Raw genomic sequence first — 16,543 nt, 5'->3', positions numbered from 1 at the left:
GCACCGTTCCTTCTGCGGCCGTCGGCCGCCCTTCTCTTACTGCGCATCGACGATCGCTCCCGCTCCCGACTTCTTGACCCGGAACCCGATCCGACCGAGCGGTTCCGCTGCATAGGGCAGCGCGTACGAGAACAACGTCGCGAAGTCGCTCGGATCGACGGGCCCCGTCTTCGCCCGCTTCATCTGGCGCGACCCTGCCTCCGGGTCGCTTGCGAACACCAATATCAGGGCGCCACGCGTTCGGCGGTGCAGCTTCTGTGCCTGCGTGCCGCCGTTCTTGTCCGGGCTGCCCGCGATGTGCTCGATGGCGTCCCGCTCGCGCACGGCGGTTCCGGTGAAACCGGTGCGATACTCACGTTCCTGGCGCTTGCGGTTGACGATCGGTAGCTGCTCCGGCCACCCCTTGATGTCGACTGGCAAGCGTGTTTTCGGCAGCGGAAGGAGAATGGCGAAGTCGTCGAGCAGCCCGCGATCCATCGCGCTGACCAATGCCTCGCGGTGCGGACCGAAGTCCCACTTTCGGTCCCAGACAAATTGGTCGACGGCCTCGAGCACCACCGAAGCCGGGACAATGCCGTGTCGCGCAGAGAAGCTGCGGCGCCGGCCGTCCTTGTCGGCAAACTCGAAACTGCCCGTCTCCGTGAGACTGTGTAGCAAGGGCCGGACGGCGTTGAAGTGCCGGACATTGTTCGAGCCGTCACCTCGCGGCGGCTGCATTGTGAAGCTGAAACTTTCACCACCGATCCCCCGGTATGTTTGCTCCGCGTTGAACATCTTGTTCCGGGCGGTCGGCCTGAGCCACGGCAGTTGCTGGAACACCATTGGGGGCACGTCGCGCGGTGTTACCCACGGCTCACCCTGGGCGTTGGTTCCCTTGAACCGGGCGAGCTCCGCGCGGAACTCCTCCTCGTCCCGGACGACGGCCTCGAACGCCTTGTACATGTCGAAGTCGGCGCCGGCCGCACCGGGAACACTGCGACCGATAAAGAGACGCACCAAGTCCCGGTATCCCGGCCGGAAGCCGAACCAGCGGCCCATCTGCATCAGCGTGTCAGCTTGACCGGTTCGGCGCGTGTAGTACGTTGTCGTCAGTCCCTCGACGGTGAACCCGCGGCTGAGCTTGGTGCCGCCGACGAGGATCTTCCAGACACCGCGTTCTTGGAAGTCGAGCGAATCCTGGGTGTAGTCCTTCTCCGCTGCACCGTTCACGATGATCACCGGACTCGTGCCCTCGGAGATCTTGTCGTAGGCCGCGCCGATGAACGGCTCGATCTCCTCAAACGATTTCGGGATGGCAGAACCTGCCTCCGCGCGGGCAAGGCTCACCGGGGCGAAGTCGTCGATCCATAGCTTCTCGAGCCGCGCCAGGCTCGACGGCTGGCTGTAACCGGCAGACGTCCACAACGCCTTGAACTCGTCGGCCACCGCCTCGTGCTCGGCCTGTTTCACCGATTCGTGCACGAGCATCGTGTGGTGCCGGAACGGCGACGCACCACGCGACTCGCGGAACAGCTTAATTGCGCCGGCCAGCACGTAGGAATCGAGCGCACAGAGCTGCTCGGCGGTGCGCTCCTCGTCACTGTCCGCGCGGAGATCGCGAACGTAGGCCTTCTCGTTCGAATTCGCCGGTGTTCGCTCGGCGTCATCGAATTCGTCCTCGAAATCGTGGAAGTCCGCCCCTCCCATGTACGGACCGGGGCGTTCGAGGCTCACGATGAAATCGGACGGGAACACGTTGACACTGTCGTCGGGGTCGACGAAGACGTTCGCGAAGGGAGTGGCCGTGTAGCCGACGTACTGGGCGCGCTTCAGCAACCCGAGGATCTCGGCGATCTGCGCGTTGATTGCGGTGCGCTCGATTTGGTCCAGTGACGCCGCCTTCTTCGGGTCGATCGTGTTCACCGACGCCTGGTCGGCCTCGTCGTCGATGATCAGAGCCGGAATCTGGTCGAGTTCGGTGGGCACTTTCTTCAGGTCGGCTACAAGCTTCTTCAAGCTCGTCACATTCTTCTTGATCACGGCGATGCGGACGTTGCTGGTATGCAGGTTCTTCGGGTCGTGGAGCGGAAGCGCGTGGTCGCTGATCTCGAAGTGCAGAGCGCTCAGGCCCGCCAGCAAGCTCTTGTAGTCGAACGTCGACGTCGTGAGCCGTCGGATCGCCGGGACGTCGTGCGTCTTGTTCGGGTCGACCTCATGCTCGAGGAACCTGCCACGCAACCAGTCCTCGTCGTGGGCGTAGTCGTCGTCCACACCGGCGCTGATGTTCTGCCTGCCGACCAGCTCCATGTCGAGGCGACGCTGGGTCTGGCTGCGCAAAATCTCGATGGTGCCCGTGAGCACGATGATCAGCCGGTAACCGGCGTCGATCGACTTCGCGACCACGCCACTGAAGTTCGCGGTCTTTCCGCTCTGCACGTATCCGACGACGAGGCCCTTCGACTGGTAGGGCTCCGGCCGGCTCGGGTCGGCCAGCCGTTGCACCACCTCGGTGGTCGCGACATCGAGTTTGCCGATCGTCTCGTCGTCCCAGCTCTTGCCCTCGAGCACTCGACGGTAGGCGCGCCAGTAAAAGTTGTGTTCGTTTCGCCGTTCCGGGGTGTACCAGGGAGCCCAGGGCTGCGGCGCCGCGATTACCACCGGTCCCCCGTCTCGCGCATACACCTCGTCGAGGGCTGCGTGTCCCTCGGCGGGGATGCCGAGGAGGTCGTAGATCATGGCGCGGCGGTCGTCCGTGTTCGGCGTGGTGAAACCGACCCACGACGCTGCACTCTCGGCGTCCCATTGCCGCAACCGCGCTCGGAGCGCTGTCCGGACCGCGGTCGCGTCCTCGTCGAGGAAGACGTTCACGATGTCTTCGATGGTCAGACCGTTCGGATAGCTCTTGCGGAGACGCGCGTTGACGGGATACAGCACGTCCTCGGGCGGGAAGCCGTCCCCGAGTTCGCGGGCAATCGCCGAATAGACCTCATCGCTCACGTCGCCACCCGCCCCTTGTCTGCAGTCATCGCGGAGAGCAGCACCTCTTGCCACGCCTGCATCTTGTCCTTCTGCCGGGCACTATGCCGGACGCCCTCGAACATCTCGCTCGTGAGCAGGAAGAGTAGCGACTTGAGAACCGGGGCGTCGGTGGGGTCGAGGCTGCGCCGGCCGAGGAGGTCACGCCGGAAGCGCGCGTTGAGCCACAGCGTCCGGGTCTCGAGGTTGACCTCGAAGAACTTGTCCCGCGCCAGCGAGCGCCACCCGATTGACACCGGGTCGTCGGCGACCGTGAATTCCAAAGCATCGCTGAAGGAGTCGAGAACGTCCTCAGGAAGGCCCGAGGCCGGTTCGACGACGCTGATCGGTCGCGGCTGCCGCTTGCGGGCCGACCGCATCACCGATTCGGCGTCGGCGAGATACGACTGAAAGTTCCCATCACCGTCGGCGAAGACCGCCTGGTCGAGTGCGGCTGACGCGGTCGCGTCCAGCGTCACCTCGGACTTTTCCGGGTTGATGGTGAAGTGCCGCATCAGCTGCGCGTCGAGGTCGATCGCGATGCGCGCGAGCCCGTAATCGGGACGGCCCCGCACCACGCCGTTCCAGCCGCCGGCCTGCAATAGCCGGTCGTGACGGTAAACGTATAGCCCCTGATGCTCGCGGCCTGGAATACCGTGCAGCCGGAACTCCGGAGCATTGCTGCGCGCCGGCCACAGGTGGGCCATAGCCGTCGCCAACGACCCACTGAGAGACAGCGTCAACGGCCGCGGGTACTGGGTGTCGCCGGGGTACGGGTAGCGGAACGGGTCGAGGGCATTGACCGTCCTCGGTGCCCCCGCCCGACCGGCCTCGGTGTCGTAGACGTCGACAGTGATGCTGACACGTTCGGCGTCGATGAGCCGGTGGAACACGACGCCAAGGTGACTGCGCACGTCGTTGATCGTCTGCTCGAGCCAGCTGACCTGCTCATCCCTGTCGGCAGACATCAGAAACGATTTGATGCCCCGCCACTCGACGATCGTGCCCGTGGTGAACGGGAAGCGGGGCGCCGTGTCGTCCAACTGCTGGGCGACTTGCGCCGAGTCGAGCACCGACACCGTGTGCCGCCCTTGACCGTCCGTTGTATCGATCATGCGGCCCTGAGCAAGCTGACCGGTAGCCCGCGACCACACCCGCAACATCCGCGCCTGACTCAGCGACGCCGCCTTCATCCCGACCCCGAAATGCCCGAGATCGCCGGACGCGTACTCACGGCGGCGGCCGTAAGTCATCGCGGCTTCGATGGTGTCACCGTCCATGCCGGCACCGTCGTCGATCACCCGCATCGCCACGATGCGGGTGCCCTCGCTGACGAAGCGGATCAGCACGTGGCGGGCGCCGGCGTCGACGCTGTTGTCGACCAGGTCGGCGAGCGCGGTCGGAATGGTGTGGCGCAGTCCGAGTGCGCTGGACAGTGATTCGTCAGGCGCCAGGGTGCGCGTGTCGACGACATCCACATTTTGGTCAGTCATCGGTCGTGTCCGTTCCGTGCACCCATGCCTGCTCCAGCAGTTCGGTGATGGTGTCCTCGCCGCGGTCACGGTAGGCGCTGAGGATCCGGCGTGGCCGCGTCTCGCCGGACAGGCCGATAGCATCGGCGACCACCCGCGGTAGGTCCCGACCCCTGACCTCCAATGGCTCTGGATGGCCCATCTCAGCGAGCGCACGACGCAACGGCTCGGCGTCCTCGGGCACCGTCGGCGGACGACGGACGCCGAAGCTGCGTTCGGGGCCGAACTCGAGCAGCACGACATCACCCACGTCGGCGGACAGGGCGCGGAGGAATCGGCGGATAGTGCCGAACGTCGGCTGGGCGCCGGTCCAACGGATCATCTGTGCGCCGAGGTCACTGGACAGTTCTGCCACCTCACCTCGCCGGCAACCGGCCACCGCCGCGACTCCGGCCGGTACCGCGAATCCCGAGCCGCGGAGTTGATCGGCCGTCACCCTGATGCGGAAGTACCAGGTGACGCCCGACCTGTAAAGCTGTCGCGTCTGCTCCGGTGTCTTGCCTTTCGAAGCGCGCGTGCGCCGCAGCGAACCGTCATCGTGGACGCCGAACTCGCTAAAATTCGGTGCTTCTTCTGCTTCGGCGGCGGCAGGTTTCGCTGTCTCCCAGTCCGCGAGCCGCCACACTCCATCTTCAAGGATCACCCGCTCGTCGTTCTTCAATGCAGTGTCGACCGACCGTGCCGGCCGGTCCGATGCAAGCGCACCCACCAGCTGCTCAGCCGACCGCGGCGCACCGATCGCCTCGAGCGCGCCGACAGCAAGGTCGGCGATCCGCTTGGAGTGGGTGAGAGCGGAGTCGGCGACGACAGTGAACCCGCAGCGCGTCAGCCATACTTCCAGTTCGGCGCGCGGCATCGACACCGCGGCGGCGACGTCGTCGAGCGCGACCACACCGTTGGGTGACTCATAGTCTTCGAGCAGGGTCTGCGTGCGCTTCACTGCCGCCGAGACGCTGGGTGCGGCGGCCCAGCTGTCAGTGACCTCGAAGTAGTCATCGAGGCGGTCGAGGACGAGCCACAGCGGGACGTGGAGACTGGGGACTTCGGCGGCCAGGACCGGGTGGGCGGACAGCAGGCGGTCGAGGGACGCGACGGGCTGAATCTCGACGCGCAGGCTCGCCAGCAGGTTGCCGACGCCGGTTCCGAATCCGCACGCCGCGTTGAGCTTGGCTTTGACGTCGGCTTCGATCTGACCGGCGCGTCCAGCACTGACCGCGAGTTTGGCGCCGACAGCACCGAGACGCATGCGGTCGACAGCGACGAGACGCTCACGAAGCACCAACGACTCACGCTCGTCGAGCTGCGCGACGAGATTCTCGATCTCGTCGACCGCGTCGTTGCGGTCGTTGTCGGGGAGGTCGGCGGGGGTCAATGCGGAAACTCGTGCTGCAAGCTCCTGGATAGGTTCGGGTGACTCGTCGTCGATTTCGACCGTGACCAGGGGGCGGTCACCCTGGCCGCGGGCACGCCGCCAGACCGCGAGTTGCCGGAGGTCATCGACGAGGGCCGTGATGACGGGTGGGGCGTCCGGTGTCGCGTCGTCCTCAATGCCGGCCCGCGGATCGCGCATCACCGTGCAGACGAGGAGGCCATAGACGATGTCCTGCACCGTCTGGGCGCTGGTGCCGCGGACCCCGAACAGATCGGTGACAGTGTGAGGCAGCACGCAGGCGAGCGTCGACTCGGACGTCAGGCGTCGCAGGGCGGTGGTGGCGCGGGTGTCGAGAGCCAAGGCGGCGACCGGCAGATCAGCATCCAGCGCCGGGAAACTCTCCGCAAGCACAGCGGGCCCGTGGTGGGCGACGTAGACCTCAGCCAGCTCTTCGAGGACCTTCTCCAGGTCGACCTCGAGTGCGGTGAACGACGGCGACTCGCTGAACCACCAGTCCGGTGAGGGTGCGAGGGGCTCGAGCAGAACCGCGCGGTCGGAGACATAGTCGTCCAACCAGGGCAGCAGGTCCACCCACAATGTCTCGCTCAGCTCATCGGCAGAGAACGAGTTCACCCCGATCGACAAAGCACAACCCCACTCGAACCAGCTCGAAGCGGCACACGCCGACTTCTGTATCCCGATCAAGTTACTTCAGCTCTCAACCGAGCGCACCGCGGGGACCTGAGTTCTCTCGGCGGCACAAGGGCGCGCCGAGCCCGATAGCCCCGAACATGTCGGTGCCGGCCGCTACATTTCAGTTATCGATCATCGCGAGGCGCAGTCATCGCCTCGCTTCTCACGAAACCCCGGGAGTGCCGATGCCCTGTTGGGACGACTTCGATTACGACCGCAGTGTGCAGCGGGCCTGGTCGGCTTTTCAGCGCCGCCTGTCGGGCTACGTCGCGGAAATGAAGGTCGACGACCTGCTAACCCTGGACTCGACCTTCGATACCGACCCAGATGACGTGGCGCGCTGCGTCCAATTTTTCGCCCGGGCCTCGCGGGTGACAGATCCCTCGCCGCGGTGGAGGAGGCACGTCTCGCCGACCTGGGGTGGAATCCATTGCGGCGAAGGGGATTGAACCTGCTGTTGCGCGAAACGGTGACGGATTCCGGGAACGGCACAATCATGTCAGTGAGCTGAGACCAGTGTTTGTTACAGCGGAGAACTGGCCGGCGATCGATCGTGCGTCAGCGCGAGGATTCCGCCGTCGCGGATAGAATTCGGCGCCCTTGAATGACTACCTGCTCGTCGAAGTGTCCGTCGACGACCGGATGGAGCATCAAGCCCTCGGCGCGCCGATGTTCGTCGCCTCTATGGGTCTGCGATATGAGGTAGGAGAACCCCTGGTAGATGTAGCCGCTCTTCCAACCTATTCCCTACACCAACCCGCGGTCGGTCGTCACTTCCAGAAGCGTCGACGGCGCGCCGGACACCTCGTCATCGTCGACCGGATTGCTACACGACGCCTCACTCCAGACTCCGGAATCCATCCATTTGGCCCAACTCAGAGTGGCCGCAGGACGCTTCGCACGCAGATCGAGACGCTTATCCCGACGCGTGCGTAACAGTCCACTACAAAGTCTCGATAACCAGGAACAACGCCCACGCGTCACTGCTAGCAATGCCTCGGAGATACCCATGCACGACCCTCTCGACCCCGCAACAAATCCATCCGTTGACCAGCGCGGCCGCGGAGGATTCGGTCGCACACTGTCGTCAGTCATTCGCGTCGTGTTTGGACTTATAGGGATCATGTTCCTGATCGGTCTCATCGGCGCCGCGATGGAAGGCGAGGTCAGTATCGCGTTTTACGTAGTTTGCCTACTCATCGCGGCAGGCGCCCTGTATTTTGCCACCGTGCGGCCGTCACGGGTTCGCGCCTGGAAGCAGCAGAATCCGGGCAAGTCTCCCGTCGGGAGGAGAATTCTGTGGGGCACCGCAGTAGCAGTGTTATTCATAGCCTCGACGGCCCTTGATTCGGCGATTCACCCCGAACTGTATGAGAGCGAGCAGGCGACCAAGAGCGCGGGCTCGGCAGTCTCCGAACCGACGAGCGCGCCGCCGACATCTGCGCCGACTACAACTGCGGAGCGCCCTCTAGCGGTCGCGTCTAAATTCATGCCCATCGATGGATCGGTGGCAGCCGACGCAGTACTTGCAAAGCTCGACGCCCTGGCCATCGCCGAACCGGCGCCGATGACAGGTTTCGATGACGCGGGGCTATCGACCTGGTCCGATGACGTTGCGGTCGAGGGCGGAAGGAACGGTTGTGACACCCGCAATGACATTTTGAGACGGGATCTCACCACGGTCGTGCTGGTGCCAGGCAGTCGCGGCTGCGTCGTACGTTCAGGCCAACTGCAGGACCCATACTCGGGTAAGATACTGGCCTTCACGAGCGACAACGAAGGCCCCTTTGCAACGGTAGAGATCGACCGTGTTGTCGCGCTCGCGGATGCTCGGCGGACGGGTGCTCAGCAGCTTGACGAACAGACGGTGCGCGCACTGGCGAACGACCCCCGTAATTTGCAGGCGGTAGATGGCACGGCATCCAGGCAAAAGGCAGGCCGCGACGCCTCCGCCTGGTTGCCTCCGAATGCGACTTATCACTGCACCTACGTCGCACAGCAGGTGGATGTCAAGTCGATCTACCGGTTGGCGGTTTCGCAACAAGAACGAGACACGATCGCGCGCGTACTCGGTGGATGTGGCGCGACACTTCCACCGCCACCACCTCCCCCAGTCGCACAGACGATTACGAACGTTGCGCCGCCTCCCCCGCCAGCCACAACGCTTCCCTCGGTTCAACAGGAAGTACCCCGAGTGGCGCCCATCGCGCCGCCACCAGCGCCCGTTGCGCCGGCACCACCTCCGCCACCACCCCCGCCGCCGGCACCTGCTCCCGCGCCCGATCCAGAACCTTGGGGAGGATACGGCTGCGGTGAGGGGTATTACGAAAATTCCGCCGGCAATTGCATACCCGTCCCCGGCGCGTCACCGACCGGCGCAAGTGCCCGTTGTAAGGACGGCACATACTCGTACAGCGAGAGCAGGCGTGGAACGTGCTCCGGCCACGGTGGTGTCGCCGAGTGGTACTGAGTAAGTTGTTCGGTTGTTGGCCGGTCTCATACTTGACCTAGACGTGATCAACTTCGTTGACGGCGCTCGTTTGGAAATCCCTTCACCGAAATTCCACGCCCGTGTGACTCCGCCAATGAGGGCGGTTCTCTTTCGATGCTGATCGTCTGTGACCGAACTTCAGACAGGTCCTGCCTGCTCACTTCGACACGGCAACCGACAGCTCCGGAACCCTGAGGCCTCCAAGAACCACGACATTTCCGCGTTACAGATGTTGAATCGCACCGATGTGGACCTATAATGGCCCACACGACACCGCGCATCGAGGCAGTTCCGCGTCTGCGCACAGGTAGACTCGATCTGCATGATAAAACTCTGGCATGGGAATCGAAGACCTCCAGGCGCTAGTGTCGAACTTCTCGGAGCGCCGAGACTGGTCCCAGTTCCACACCCCAAAGAACCTTGTAATGGCGCTTAGCGGCGAAGTCGGCGAACTCACCGAAATCTTTCAGTGGCTGACTCCGGAGCAAAGCGCAACAGTCGGGGAGGATGCGCAGGCGCGCGCGCATGTCGAGGAAGAGGTCGCCGATGTCTTCATCTACCTGCTGCGGCTCGCTGAGGTGCTGGACATCGACCTCGCCGAAGTCGTGAGCAAGAAGGTTGAGTTGAACGACAAGAAGTATCCCGAAGAAGAGTCGCGGGGCAAGGCCACGAAGCACACACAGCTAGGAAGATGAAGTCTGCTCGTGGTGCTGCAACGTACTGGCTCCGAGTCAGGTCAAGTCATGGCTGAAACGCACAAGACACAGTCCTGATTCAGTATCGCTTGCTGCTTGTGTCGGCTTAACCTGTCGAAATGTGACGGCCTCGGCGGGGGTCTCGCTCTGGTCGGGCGCGTACGTCAAGCCGTGCTGTTCGGCGAGGATAGCTCGGACGACTCGAGTGAGGCCGGCGTGATCGGGGAAGATTTGGACGACGTCGGTGCCGCGCGGGACCGCCTTGTTTAGTCGCGTACCTGCCGGGCCAACTCCGGCCCCGTGACGCTCAAGACTTATCAAATGCAACCATATATCTAGTACGCCTCGGAGTTCGAGGTCCGGACTCAACTCCGCTGGCGACCGCATTCCATCGAAATGATCGGAAATCGAGGGAATCGACTGACGTCCGGCGAATTCGCCCGGCAGCATATTTCAGACCGTTGTCGAATTCTCGAAACGCGTCCCTCCTATCGCCTGCCGACCCGTGACACATTCAACGAAGTGGAATCCATGTACTGAGGTGGCGATCGGAAAAGGCCGCGACCTTTCCACCAATCAGCCACGGCTTAAATTCCGCGCGCATTCGGCTGGCGAGACACCGCTGCACCAGCAGCGGATCCAACTCAGCTAATCTGTGTGTTGCGGCCCGACGGACTTCCGCTGTGACTCACAGCCACGGACATGCCCCCACCCGCACGAACTGATTCGTGCTGCCCGGGGGACCTCACTGTGACCTTGCTTCGTACCTCTGCCGACAGAATCGTCGGCATGGCTCATCCCGAGTCCTTGGCTGAACAGCTTCTCGAGCAGATGCTGTTTCGGACCGGTCACCGGGCGAGCGACGCTGAGCAGAGGTCCTGGAGACGCAGTCTCCCAGTTTTAGCCCGTGACTTAGCCGACGCAGGGTTAGGCGGTGTGGAGATGCTCGTCGAATATCACCTTCCACTGACTTCACAGCGGGCCGATGTCGTGCTCGCCGGCACTCACCCAAAAACGGGGGCGCCCTCGTATGTGGTCGTTGAACTCAAACAGTGGTCAGCAGCCCACCGTTATGAGGACAGCGTGGAACTCGTAGAAGTACCAGGTATGCCTGGAGGGCCGAAGCTGCACCCCGTCGCTCAGGTGAAGGGATACTGTGACTATCTCTCCGACTTCGCAAAAGCGCTCGCAGATCAGCCTGACGCGCTCGCAGGAATCGCGTACCTTCATAACGCCACAGATCCTGGCGCAGTCGCCGATCTACGCGCTTTCCCCGTAACTACGACCGCACGACTATATACAGCCGCGGATCGGGGCGACATGATCGCGTTCCTCAAATCGCGTTTGTCCGCCGCCACAGGTCACACGGCAGGTGACACCCTCATCCGCTCAGCGGTGGCTCCCTCTCAGCAGCTTCTCAAGGTTGCCGCTGCGGAAGTTCAAGAGCGGCCACAGTTCCACCTCCTCGGCGAGCAACAGCTCGCCGTCGACCTGGTGCTGCATTCCGTCGAGCAGGCGCGCGCCAACGATGGCAAACGCATCATCGTCGTCACGGGCGGGCCGGGCAGTGGCAAGAGTGTGATTGCGCTGTCTCTCGTCGGCGAGCTTGCCCGCCGTGGCCGGACGGTCCTGCACGCGACCGGATCCCGATCCTTCACGCAGACGCTCCGGAAGGTCGCGGGGGCACGTGCCCCGCGAGTGCAGAAGATGTTCAAGTACTTTAACCAGTTCATGACCGCAGATCGCAATGGTCTCGACGTGCTCGTTCTCGACGAGGCCCACCGTATCCGTGAAACGTCCGTTGACCGGTATACCAAGGCGGAACTGCGAACCGACCGACCTCAAATCGACGAGCTGATCGCCGCTGCTCGCGTTCCGGTATTCCTCCTGGATGAGCACCAGGTGGTTCGTCCCGGTGAAATGGGTTCCCTCGAACAAATCCAGCGTCACGCGAAGTCCATCGGCCTCGAGACACAGCACGTCCATCTTGGCGAGCAATTTCGCTGCGGGGGCAGTGAGGAGTACGTGCTCTGGGTGAAGCGCCTCCTCGGGTTAGTAGAGGGTGGGCCGTACGCTTGGAGGGGCGATCCGCAGTTCGCGGTTCGCGTTGCCGATACACCGCAAGAACTAGAACATCTCCTCTTGCATCAGCAAGAGCGCGGCTACACCGCACGAATGACAGCCGGATACTGCTGGCCATGGAGCGACGCAAACAAGGATGGCTCGCTACCTGCCGACGTTCAGATTGGTAACTGGTCACGGCCGTGGAACAGCAAGAGCGACAGACGCATCGGAGATGCACCCCCAGCACCGTTGTGGGCCACCGAGGACGGTGGCTTCAATCAAGTCGGATGCATTTACACCGCGCAGGGATTCGAATACGACTGGAATGGCGTAATCCTCGGGCCCGATCTCGTGTGGCGCGATGACCACTTCAAGACTGTCCGCTCAGCTAACCGCGACCCCGACATGCGGAACGTGAGGAAGGTCGGCGATGTGCGATTCAACGAATTGGTGCGAAATGTCTACAAGGTGCTCCTCACCCGCGGAATGGTGGGCACAATCATTTACTCGACGGACGAAGAGACACGAGACGCTCTTCACGCACTGGTGAGCGAAACCAACTGAGCCACAGCGTTACCGAAGAGAATACTGCACACGAGCACGGCCCGACAGGCTTCCGCTTCAGGACATGCCTCCACCCGGTGCGATACCGGATAGGCGCATGAGCGTTGAATGCATGGGTATTGGTTATTTCTAAGGAGTATCCAGATCACTGGGACCTCGCACAGAAAGATGGCTTTTGGGATACTCGACCCCGCACCAAGATCGAACCGGCTGATGACATCTTCTTCTGGATGGCGGGCACAGGTCTCATCGGATGGGCACGCGCGACATCCGCAACCTTCGAATTGCATTCGTCCCATCCACCTGCGCATTGGCACGATGTGGCCACCGGCGGATACCGGTGGCGCTTCACATTAGAGCCGCAGAGCTCCACACCGGTACGACAGCCACGGTGGAAGGAGATGGCCGCGTCTGCCGGAATCACGGTGCCGGCAAGCAATGGCCGCATCGAGGTGAAGGATCCGAAGGGACGGGCGTATTTGCGCGATCTGTTCAAGAAGAAGCCCGCATTTGATGAGGCTTTTCCGGACGGACTCGCTGTCTATGCGCCCGGTGACGATCTGCGCAAGCGCGCGCAGAGAGACATCGCAGTGCGTCAAGGGCAGGGGCAATTCCGCGACTCCTTGGTCAATTCTTACGGCAGCACCTGCGCAGTTACTGGATCAACGGTTCTCGCCGTATTGGAGGCCGCGCACATCGACCGCTACTACGGGGTCCACACAAATCATGTGACCAACGGGCTATTACTTCGCGCCGATATTCACACCCTGTTCGACCTCCAACGTATAACCATTGACCAGGACCTGCGGATACGGGTCGGACCCGACCTCATTCATACCGAGTACGGAAATCACGAGGGCAAGGTCTTAAGACTGCCCGAGAACCGAAGCCATCATCCGGACCGCGACGCTCTACGCCGCCATAGGGAAAGTTGCGACTGGGCAACCATTCCTCAGAGTCCGTAGACTCTCGGGTCCGCAGCCCCCTCGATTATGCCGCCCAGACGTCGGATCAGAAAGCATCCCCTTCCGTTTCGATGGGTCTAGCGACGCGGTCAGACGTGCGAACCTGGATCCGACAGATTTGAGCCGAATCGGTACCGGTCACCCCGCCGATCTGAACTTTTGGTAGCTGGCCTCTAGCAATTCTCTATCTGGCCGCTCGGCCCGCACAGATGGAATTACCATGAGCTTCTGACCATGACGTTCCTTCAACCCATATTCGAGCATCGGTCCGTCAATCTCTATCAGCAGATCCTGACGAATTTCGACAACATGGTCCGGTCGGATACCCAGAATGTGTGCATCGAAAGCTGCATGGTGGATCTTGCACATAGCAAGACCATTTCGGACGGAGGCGATCCCATCTTCGTCAGAGTCTGGAACGATATGTGCCGCATCGAGAAGCTCGCTGTGCCCGAGCGCGCAAACTGCACAACGGGTGTCATAGGCACGCATCACCGTGGACCGGAAGACAGGCTGATGCAATCGCCGCTTGGTCTCCGCCACGATGTAGCGGCGAAGATGCTCCTCCACAGGCGATGCTGTCCGGTGCAAATCGCGCGCCACTTCCGTTGCGACAACGAATTGATGCGCCTCAGCTTCTTCGGCGACAATGAATACCGGGTAGATCGGCTGAAACCGGCTCGGACCGACGCCATAGAACCAGATGAGCGGAACCTTCAGCTCCATCGCCGCACGAAGACCCCGGTTATCCATGTTCTCGGGGTCCTTTCCCGACCACTTGTAGCGAAGGAGCCCATCTGCACCGACGGTATCCTCGTACGGTCGTTCTTCACCAGCGCGACGATACGTGGTACTGATCGACAACGCGGAGGCAAGCTGACGTGGCTTTCGAATGCCGCGAGTGGGATCCATTAGTCGGAACATCTCACCGTCGATAGAAAAGTCAAGCAATTCCTGCCTGCTGATCGAATCGAGACCGTCATTCGTGCGGACTGCGAGAAATCTCATCGCCTCGCGGCGCAAGCGTGTGTCAAAATCCGGTGCGACGTCGGTACCCAAAGCGATATTCGCCATAAACCGTTCCTCCACGTACTCAGTTCCGCCGCAACAGACTGACAGTAGCGGACTGTTAGGAAGAGTATCGATCCTGGACTGCACGCCCGGCCAGCGGATTGACGATCCGGCGTCCGTCACTCGAAATCGGTAAAGTACGGACGGATGGACGGACCGGATTATCGCATGGAGTCGTCGATTATCTGCAAGAGATACCTCATTCATTGCTTCGAACAACATCGTTCAGTCCATGATCGAACGCACTCGCCAGAAGAAGCATCTCTTCTAAAGTCATGGCACTCTACGACGCGCTCAGCACGGATGGACGGTAGATACACGAAGAAGCCGGATGCCTCCAGAGGCACCTGTTCGAGACACCCCAGTAGTAGCTTTGCGGCTATGAGCACTCCATGGCAGAACCCTGACGCCGTTTCGTCGATGCTCGACGACTGGGAGACGTGGGCGATAGTTGGACTCTCCGGCAACCCGGACCGGACGGCGTACCGCATCGCCCAGCTGTTGCAGGAACGCGGGAAACGCATCGTTCCCATCCACCCGTCCGCCCCGACGGTGCTGGGCGAGCAGGGTTACCCCACTCTCGCGGACGTGCCTTTTTCCATCGATGTCGTGGACGTGTTCCGTCAGTCCGACGCTGCGGGGGAATTCGCCGACCAAGCCGTCCAGGTGGGGGCGAAGGGCGTGTGGTTCCAGCTCGGCGTCATCGACGAAGAAGCGTTCCGACGCACGACCGAAAAGGGACTGGCCATGGTGATGGATACGTGCCCGGCAATCGAGTGGAACAAGCGGAGCTGACTGGCCGATCCCGGTGTAGGTCGAGTCGGGCAGTTTCCAACGTATGACTACCCTGGACCGAAAACATGCAAATCGGACAGCGATCCCGCACGGCGCCCGGTCGTCAAACGGAAGGTTCTACCCATGGCCATCGACTACACCCGTCGCCCCTCCACCCCGGCCGCACCGCAGGGCGGGGTGAATCTGAGCAAGGTGACGTTGTCGAAGGCAGCACCCTCGGTCAGCCTCACCAAGTCGGGTGAGCGGCAGGGCGCGATGCGGGTCAACCTCAACTGGTCGACGGGCGCGGCGCCGCAACCGAAGAAGACCGGCTTCTTCGCGAAGCTCGCGGCCGCCGCAGGCGGCAACACCGGCATCGACCTGGACCTCGGCTGCCTCTACGAACTCGCCGACGGATCGAAGGGCGTAGTCCAGGCACTCGGCAACACGTTCGGTTCGCTGCAGGACGCCCCGTTCATCAAGCTCGACGCGGACGACCGAACCGGCACCGTGACCGGGGGCGAGAACATGCACATCAACCTCGATCGACCGGAGATGTTCAAGCGCATCCTCATCTTCGCGATGATCTACGACGGTGCACCCAACTGGGCCGCAGTGGACGGCGTCGTCACCCTCTACCCCACCAGCGGACCCGAGGTGGAAGTTCGACTCGACTCGTCGAACAGCTCCGCTCGCATCTGTGCCATCGCGATGCTGCAGAACACCGGACAAGGCATCACCGTCACCCGCGAAGTGAAGTACATCGAAGGCAGCCAGGCCGACCTCGACAAGGCCTACAGCTGGGGCATGAAATGGGCAGCCGGCCGCAAGTAGCAGCGCGGGCTGCACCGCTTCGAATCGAATGTCGCCGGCACCCGCGCTAACGTCGGAGCATGTTCAGTACTGAGATCGAGGTGCGCACGGGCGCTGAGCCGGTGGTGCACGACCTGACCCGTGAGATCGAAAAGTTCCTCGCCTCGGCAGGCGCCGGCGATGGCCTGCTGCATGTGTGGGTGCCGCATGCCACGGCGGGGCTCGTCGTCATTGAAACCGGCGCGGGCAGCGACGACGACCTCCTGCGGGCAATCGACGACATGCTTCCGCGCGACGACCGCTGGAGGCACAGCCACGGCAGCCACGGACACGGCCGCGACCACGTGCTGCCGGCGTTCCTGCCGCCCTACGCGTCGGTGCCCGTCATCGACGGCGCGCTCACAACTGGGACCTGGCAATCCGTGTGCCTCGTCGACACCAACGTCGACAACCCGGTGCGCCGCGTCCGCTTCAGCTTCCTCGCCGGATGAGCTGACGCCGGGACGAACTCCCAG

Annotated in this window: 12 protein-coding genes; 8 read left to right on the top strand and 4 right to left on the bottom strand. The window is 62.6% G+C overall.

The features are described from left to right. Positions 1-36: 36 nt before the first annotated feature. The 3 genes from GFS60_RS10240 to GFS60_RS10230 are packed head-to-tail and all read right to left on the bottom strand — an operon-like array spanning position 37 to position 6,531. Positions 37-2,976, bottom strand: coding sequence for a Z1 domain-containing protein (locus tag GFS60_RS10240; RefSeq protein ID WP_159920952.1), 2,940 nt, complete (start codon positions 2,974-2,976; stop codon positions 37-39). Then, complete coding sequence (locus GFS60_RS10235) at positions 2,973-4,487, bottom strand: ATP-binding protein (protein ID WP_159920950.1); 1,515 nt, start codon at positions 4,485-4,487, stop codon at positions 2,973-2,975. Before GFS60_RS10235 ends, GFS60_RS10240 begins: the two co-directional genes overlap by 4 nt. After that, on the bottom strand, positions 4,480-6,531 hold the full coding sequence (locus GFS60_RS10230) for a hypothetical protein (RefSeq protein WP_236603430.1): 2,052 nt from the start codon (positions 6,529-6,531) through the stop codon (positions 4,480-4,482). The genes GFS60_RS10235 and GFS60_RS10230 overlap by 8 nt, the downstream gene beginning before the upstream one ends. Between GFS60_RS10230 and GFS60_RS40350 the strand changes: the two genes are divergently transcribed. The 5 genes from GFS60_RS40350 to GFS60_RS10210 all read left to right on the top strand — a co-directional run bounded on the left by GFS60_RS40350 (position 6,495) and on the right by GFS60_RS10210 (position 13,370). Next, entirely contained in the window at positions 6,495-7,040 is a 546-nt protein-coding gene (locus GFS60_RS40350; protein ID WP_442972184.1) for a TY-Chap domain-containing protein, read from the top strand. The two genes, GFS60_RS10230 and GFS60_RS40350, sit on opposite strands and share 37 nt — an antisense overlap. 560 nt (positions 7,041-7,600) lie before the next feature. Beyond that, positions 7,601-9,061, top strand: a complete 1,461-nt coding sequence (locus GFS60_RS40345) for a DUF3761 domain-containing protein (RefSeq protein WP_442972183.1) — start codon at positions 7,601-7,603, stop codon at positions 9,059-9,061. A 359-nt stretch (positions 9,062-9,420) separates the two neighbouring features. Continuing rightward, entirely contained in the window at positions 9,421-9,777 is a 357-nt protein-coding gene (locus GFS60_RS10220) for a nucleotide pyrophosphohydrolase (RefSeq protein ID WP_159920946.1), read from the top strand. 750 nt (positions 9,778-10,527) lie between these two features. Next, complete coding sequence (locus GFS60_RS10215; RefSeq protein WP_328799826.1) at positions 10,528-12,405, top strand: DUF2075 domain-containing protein; 1,878 nt, start codon at positions 10,528-10,530, stop codon at positions 12,403-12,405. Positions 12,406-12,509: 104 nt separating this feature from the next. Further along, on the top strand, positions 12,510-13,370 hold the full coding sequence (locus GFS60_RS10210; RefSeq protein WP_159920942.1) for an HNH endonuclease: 861 nt from the start codon (positions 12,510-12,512) through the stop codon (positions 13,368-13,370). 138 nt (positions 13,371-13,508) lie between these two features. Here GFS60_RS10210 and GFS60_RS10205 read toward each other — a convergent pair whose 3' ends face one another. Next, on the bottom strand, positions 13,509-14,444 hold the full coding sequence (locus tag GFS60_RS10205) for an HNH endonuclease (RefSeq protein ID WP_236603429.1): 936 nt from the start codon (positions 14,442-14,444) through the stop codon (positions 13,509-13,511). A 378-nt stretch (positions 14,445-14,822) separates the two neighbouring features. Here GFS60_RS10205 and GFS60_RS10200 point away from each other — a divergent pair, with 378 nt between their 5' ends. The 3 genes from GFS60_RS10200 (at position 14,823) to GFS60_RS10190 (ending at position 16,519) form a co-directional block, all read left to right on the top strand. After that, entirely contained in the window at positions 14,823-15,236 is a 414-nt protein-coding gene (locus GFS60_RS10200) for a CoA-binding protein (RefSeq protein ID WP_159920940.1), read from the top strand. A 123-nt stretch (positions 15,237-15,359) separates the two neighbouring features. Next, positions 15,360-16,049, top strand: a complete 690-nt coding sequence (locus GFS60_RS10195; protein ID WP_159920938.1) for a TerD family protein — start codon at positions 15,360-15,362, stop codon at positions 16,047-16,049. A gap of 59 nt (positions 16,050-16,108) precedes the next feature. Next, a complete protein-coding gene (locus tag GFS60_RS10190) occupies positions 16,109-16,519 on the top strand; it encodes a secondary thiamine-phosphate synthase enzyme YjbQ (RefSeq protein ID WP_159920936.1) in 411 nt (136 codons plus the stop codon). Positions 16,520-16,543: the final 24 nt, after the last annotated feature.

The sequence above is a fragment of the Rhodococcus sp. WAY2 genome, from assembly GCF_009859915.1.
Taxonomy (GTDB): Bacteria; Actinomycetota; Actinomycetes; order Mycobacteriales; family Mycobacteriaceae; genus Rhodococcus_F; species Rhodococcus_F oxybenzonivorans.
Note: the sequence above shows the minus strand (reverse complement) of the source record. Positions and strands in the feature narration are given on the sequence as shown.

Coding starts and splice junctions, on each gene's coding strand:
- GFS60_RS10200 (WP_159920940.1), top strand. CDS start 14,823: ATGAGCACTCCATGGCAGAACCCTGACGCCGTTTCGTCGATGCTCGAC.
- GFS60_RS40350 (WP_442972184.1), top strand. CDS start 6,495: ATGTCTCGCTCAGCTCATCGGCAGAGAACGAGTTCACCCCGATCGACA.
- GFS60_RS10235 (WP_159920950.1), bottom strand. CDS start 4,487: ATGACTGACCAAAATGTGGATGTCGTCGACACGCGCACCCTGGCGCCT.
- GFS60_RS10190 (WP_159920936.1), top strand. CDS start 16,109: ATGTTCAGTACTGAGATCGAGGTGCGCACGGGCGCTGAGCCGGTGGTG.
- GFS60_RS10205 (WP_236603429.1), bottom strand. CDS start 14,444: ATGGCGAATATCGCTTTGGGTACCGACGTCGCACCGGATTTTGACACA.
- GFS60_RS40345 (WP_442972183.1), top strand. CDS start 7,601: ATGCACGACCCTCTCGACCCCGCAACAAATCCATCCGTTGACCAGCGC.
- GFS60_RS10195 (WP_159920938.1), top strand. CDS start 15,360: ATGGCCATCGACTACACCCGTCGCCCCTCCACCCCGGCCGCACCGCAG.
- GFS60_RS10220 (WP_159920946.1), top strand. CDS start 9,421: ATGGGAATCGAAGACCTCCAGGCGCTAGTGTCGAACTTCTCGGAGCGC.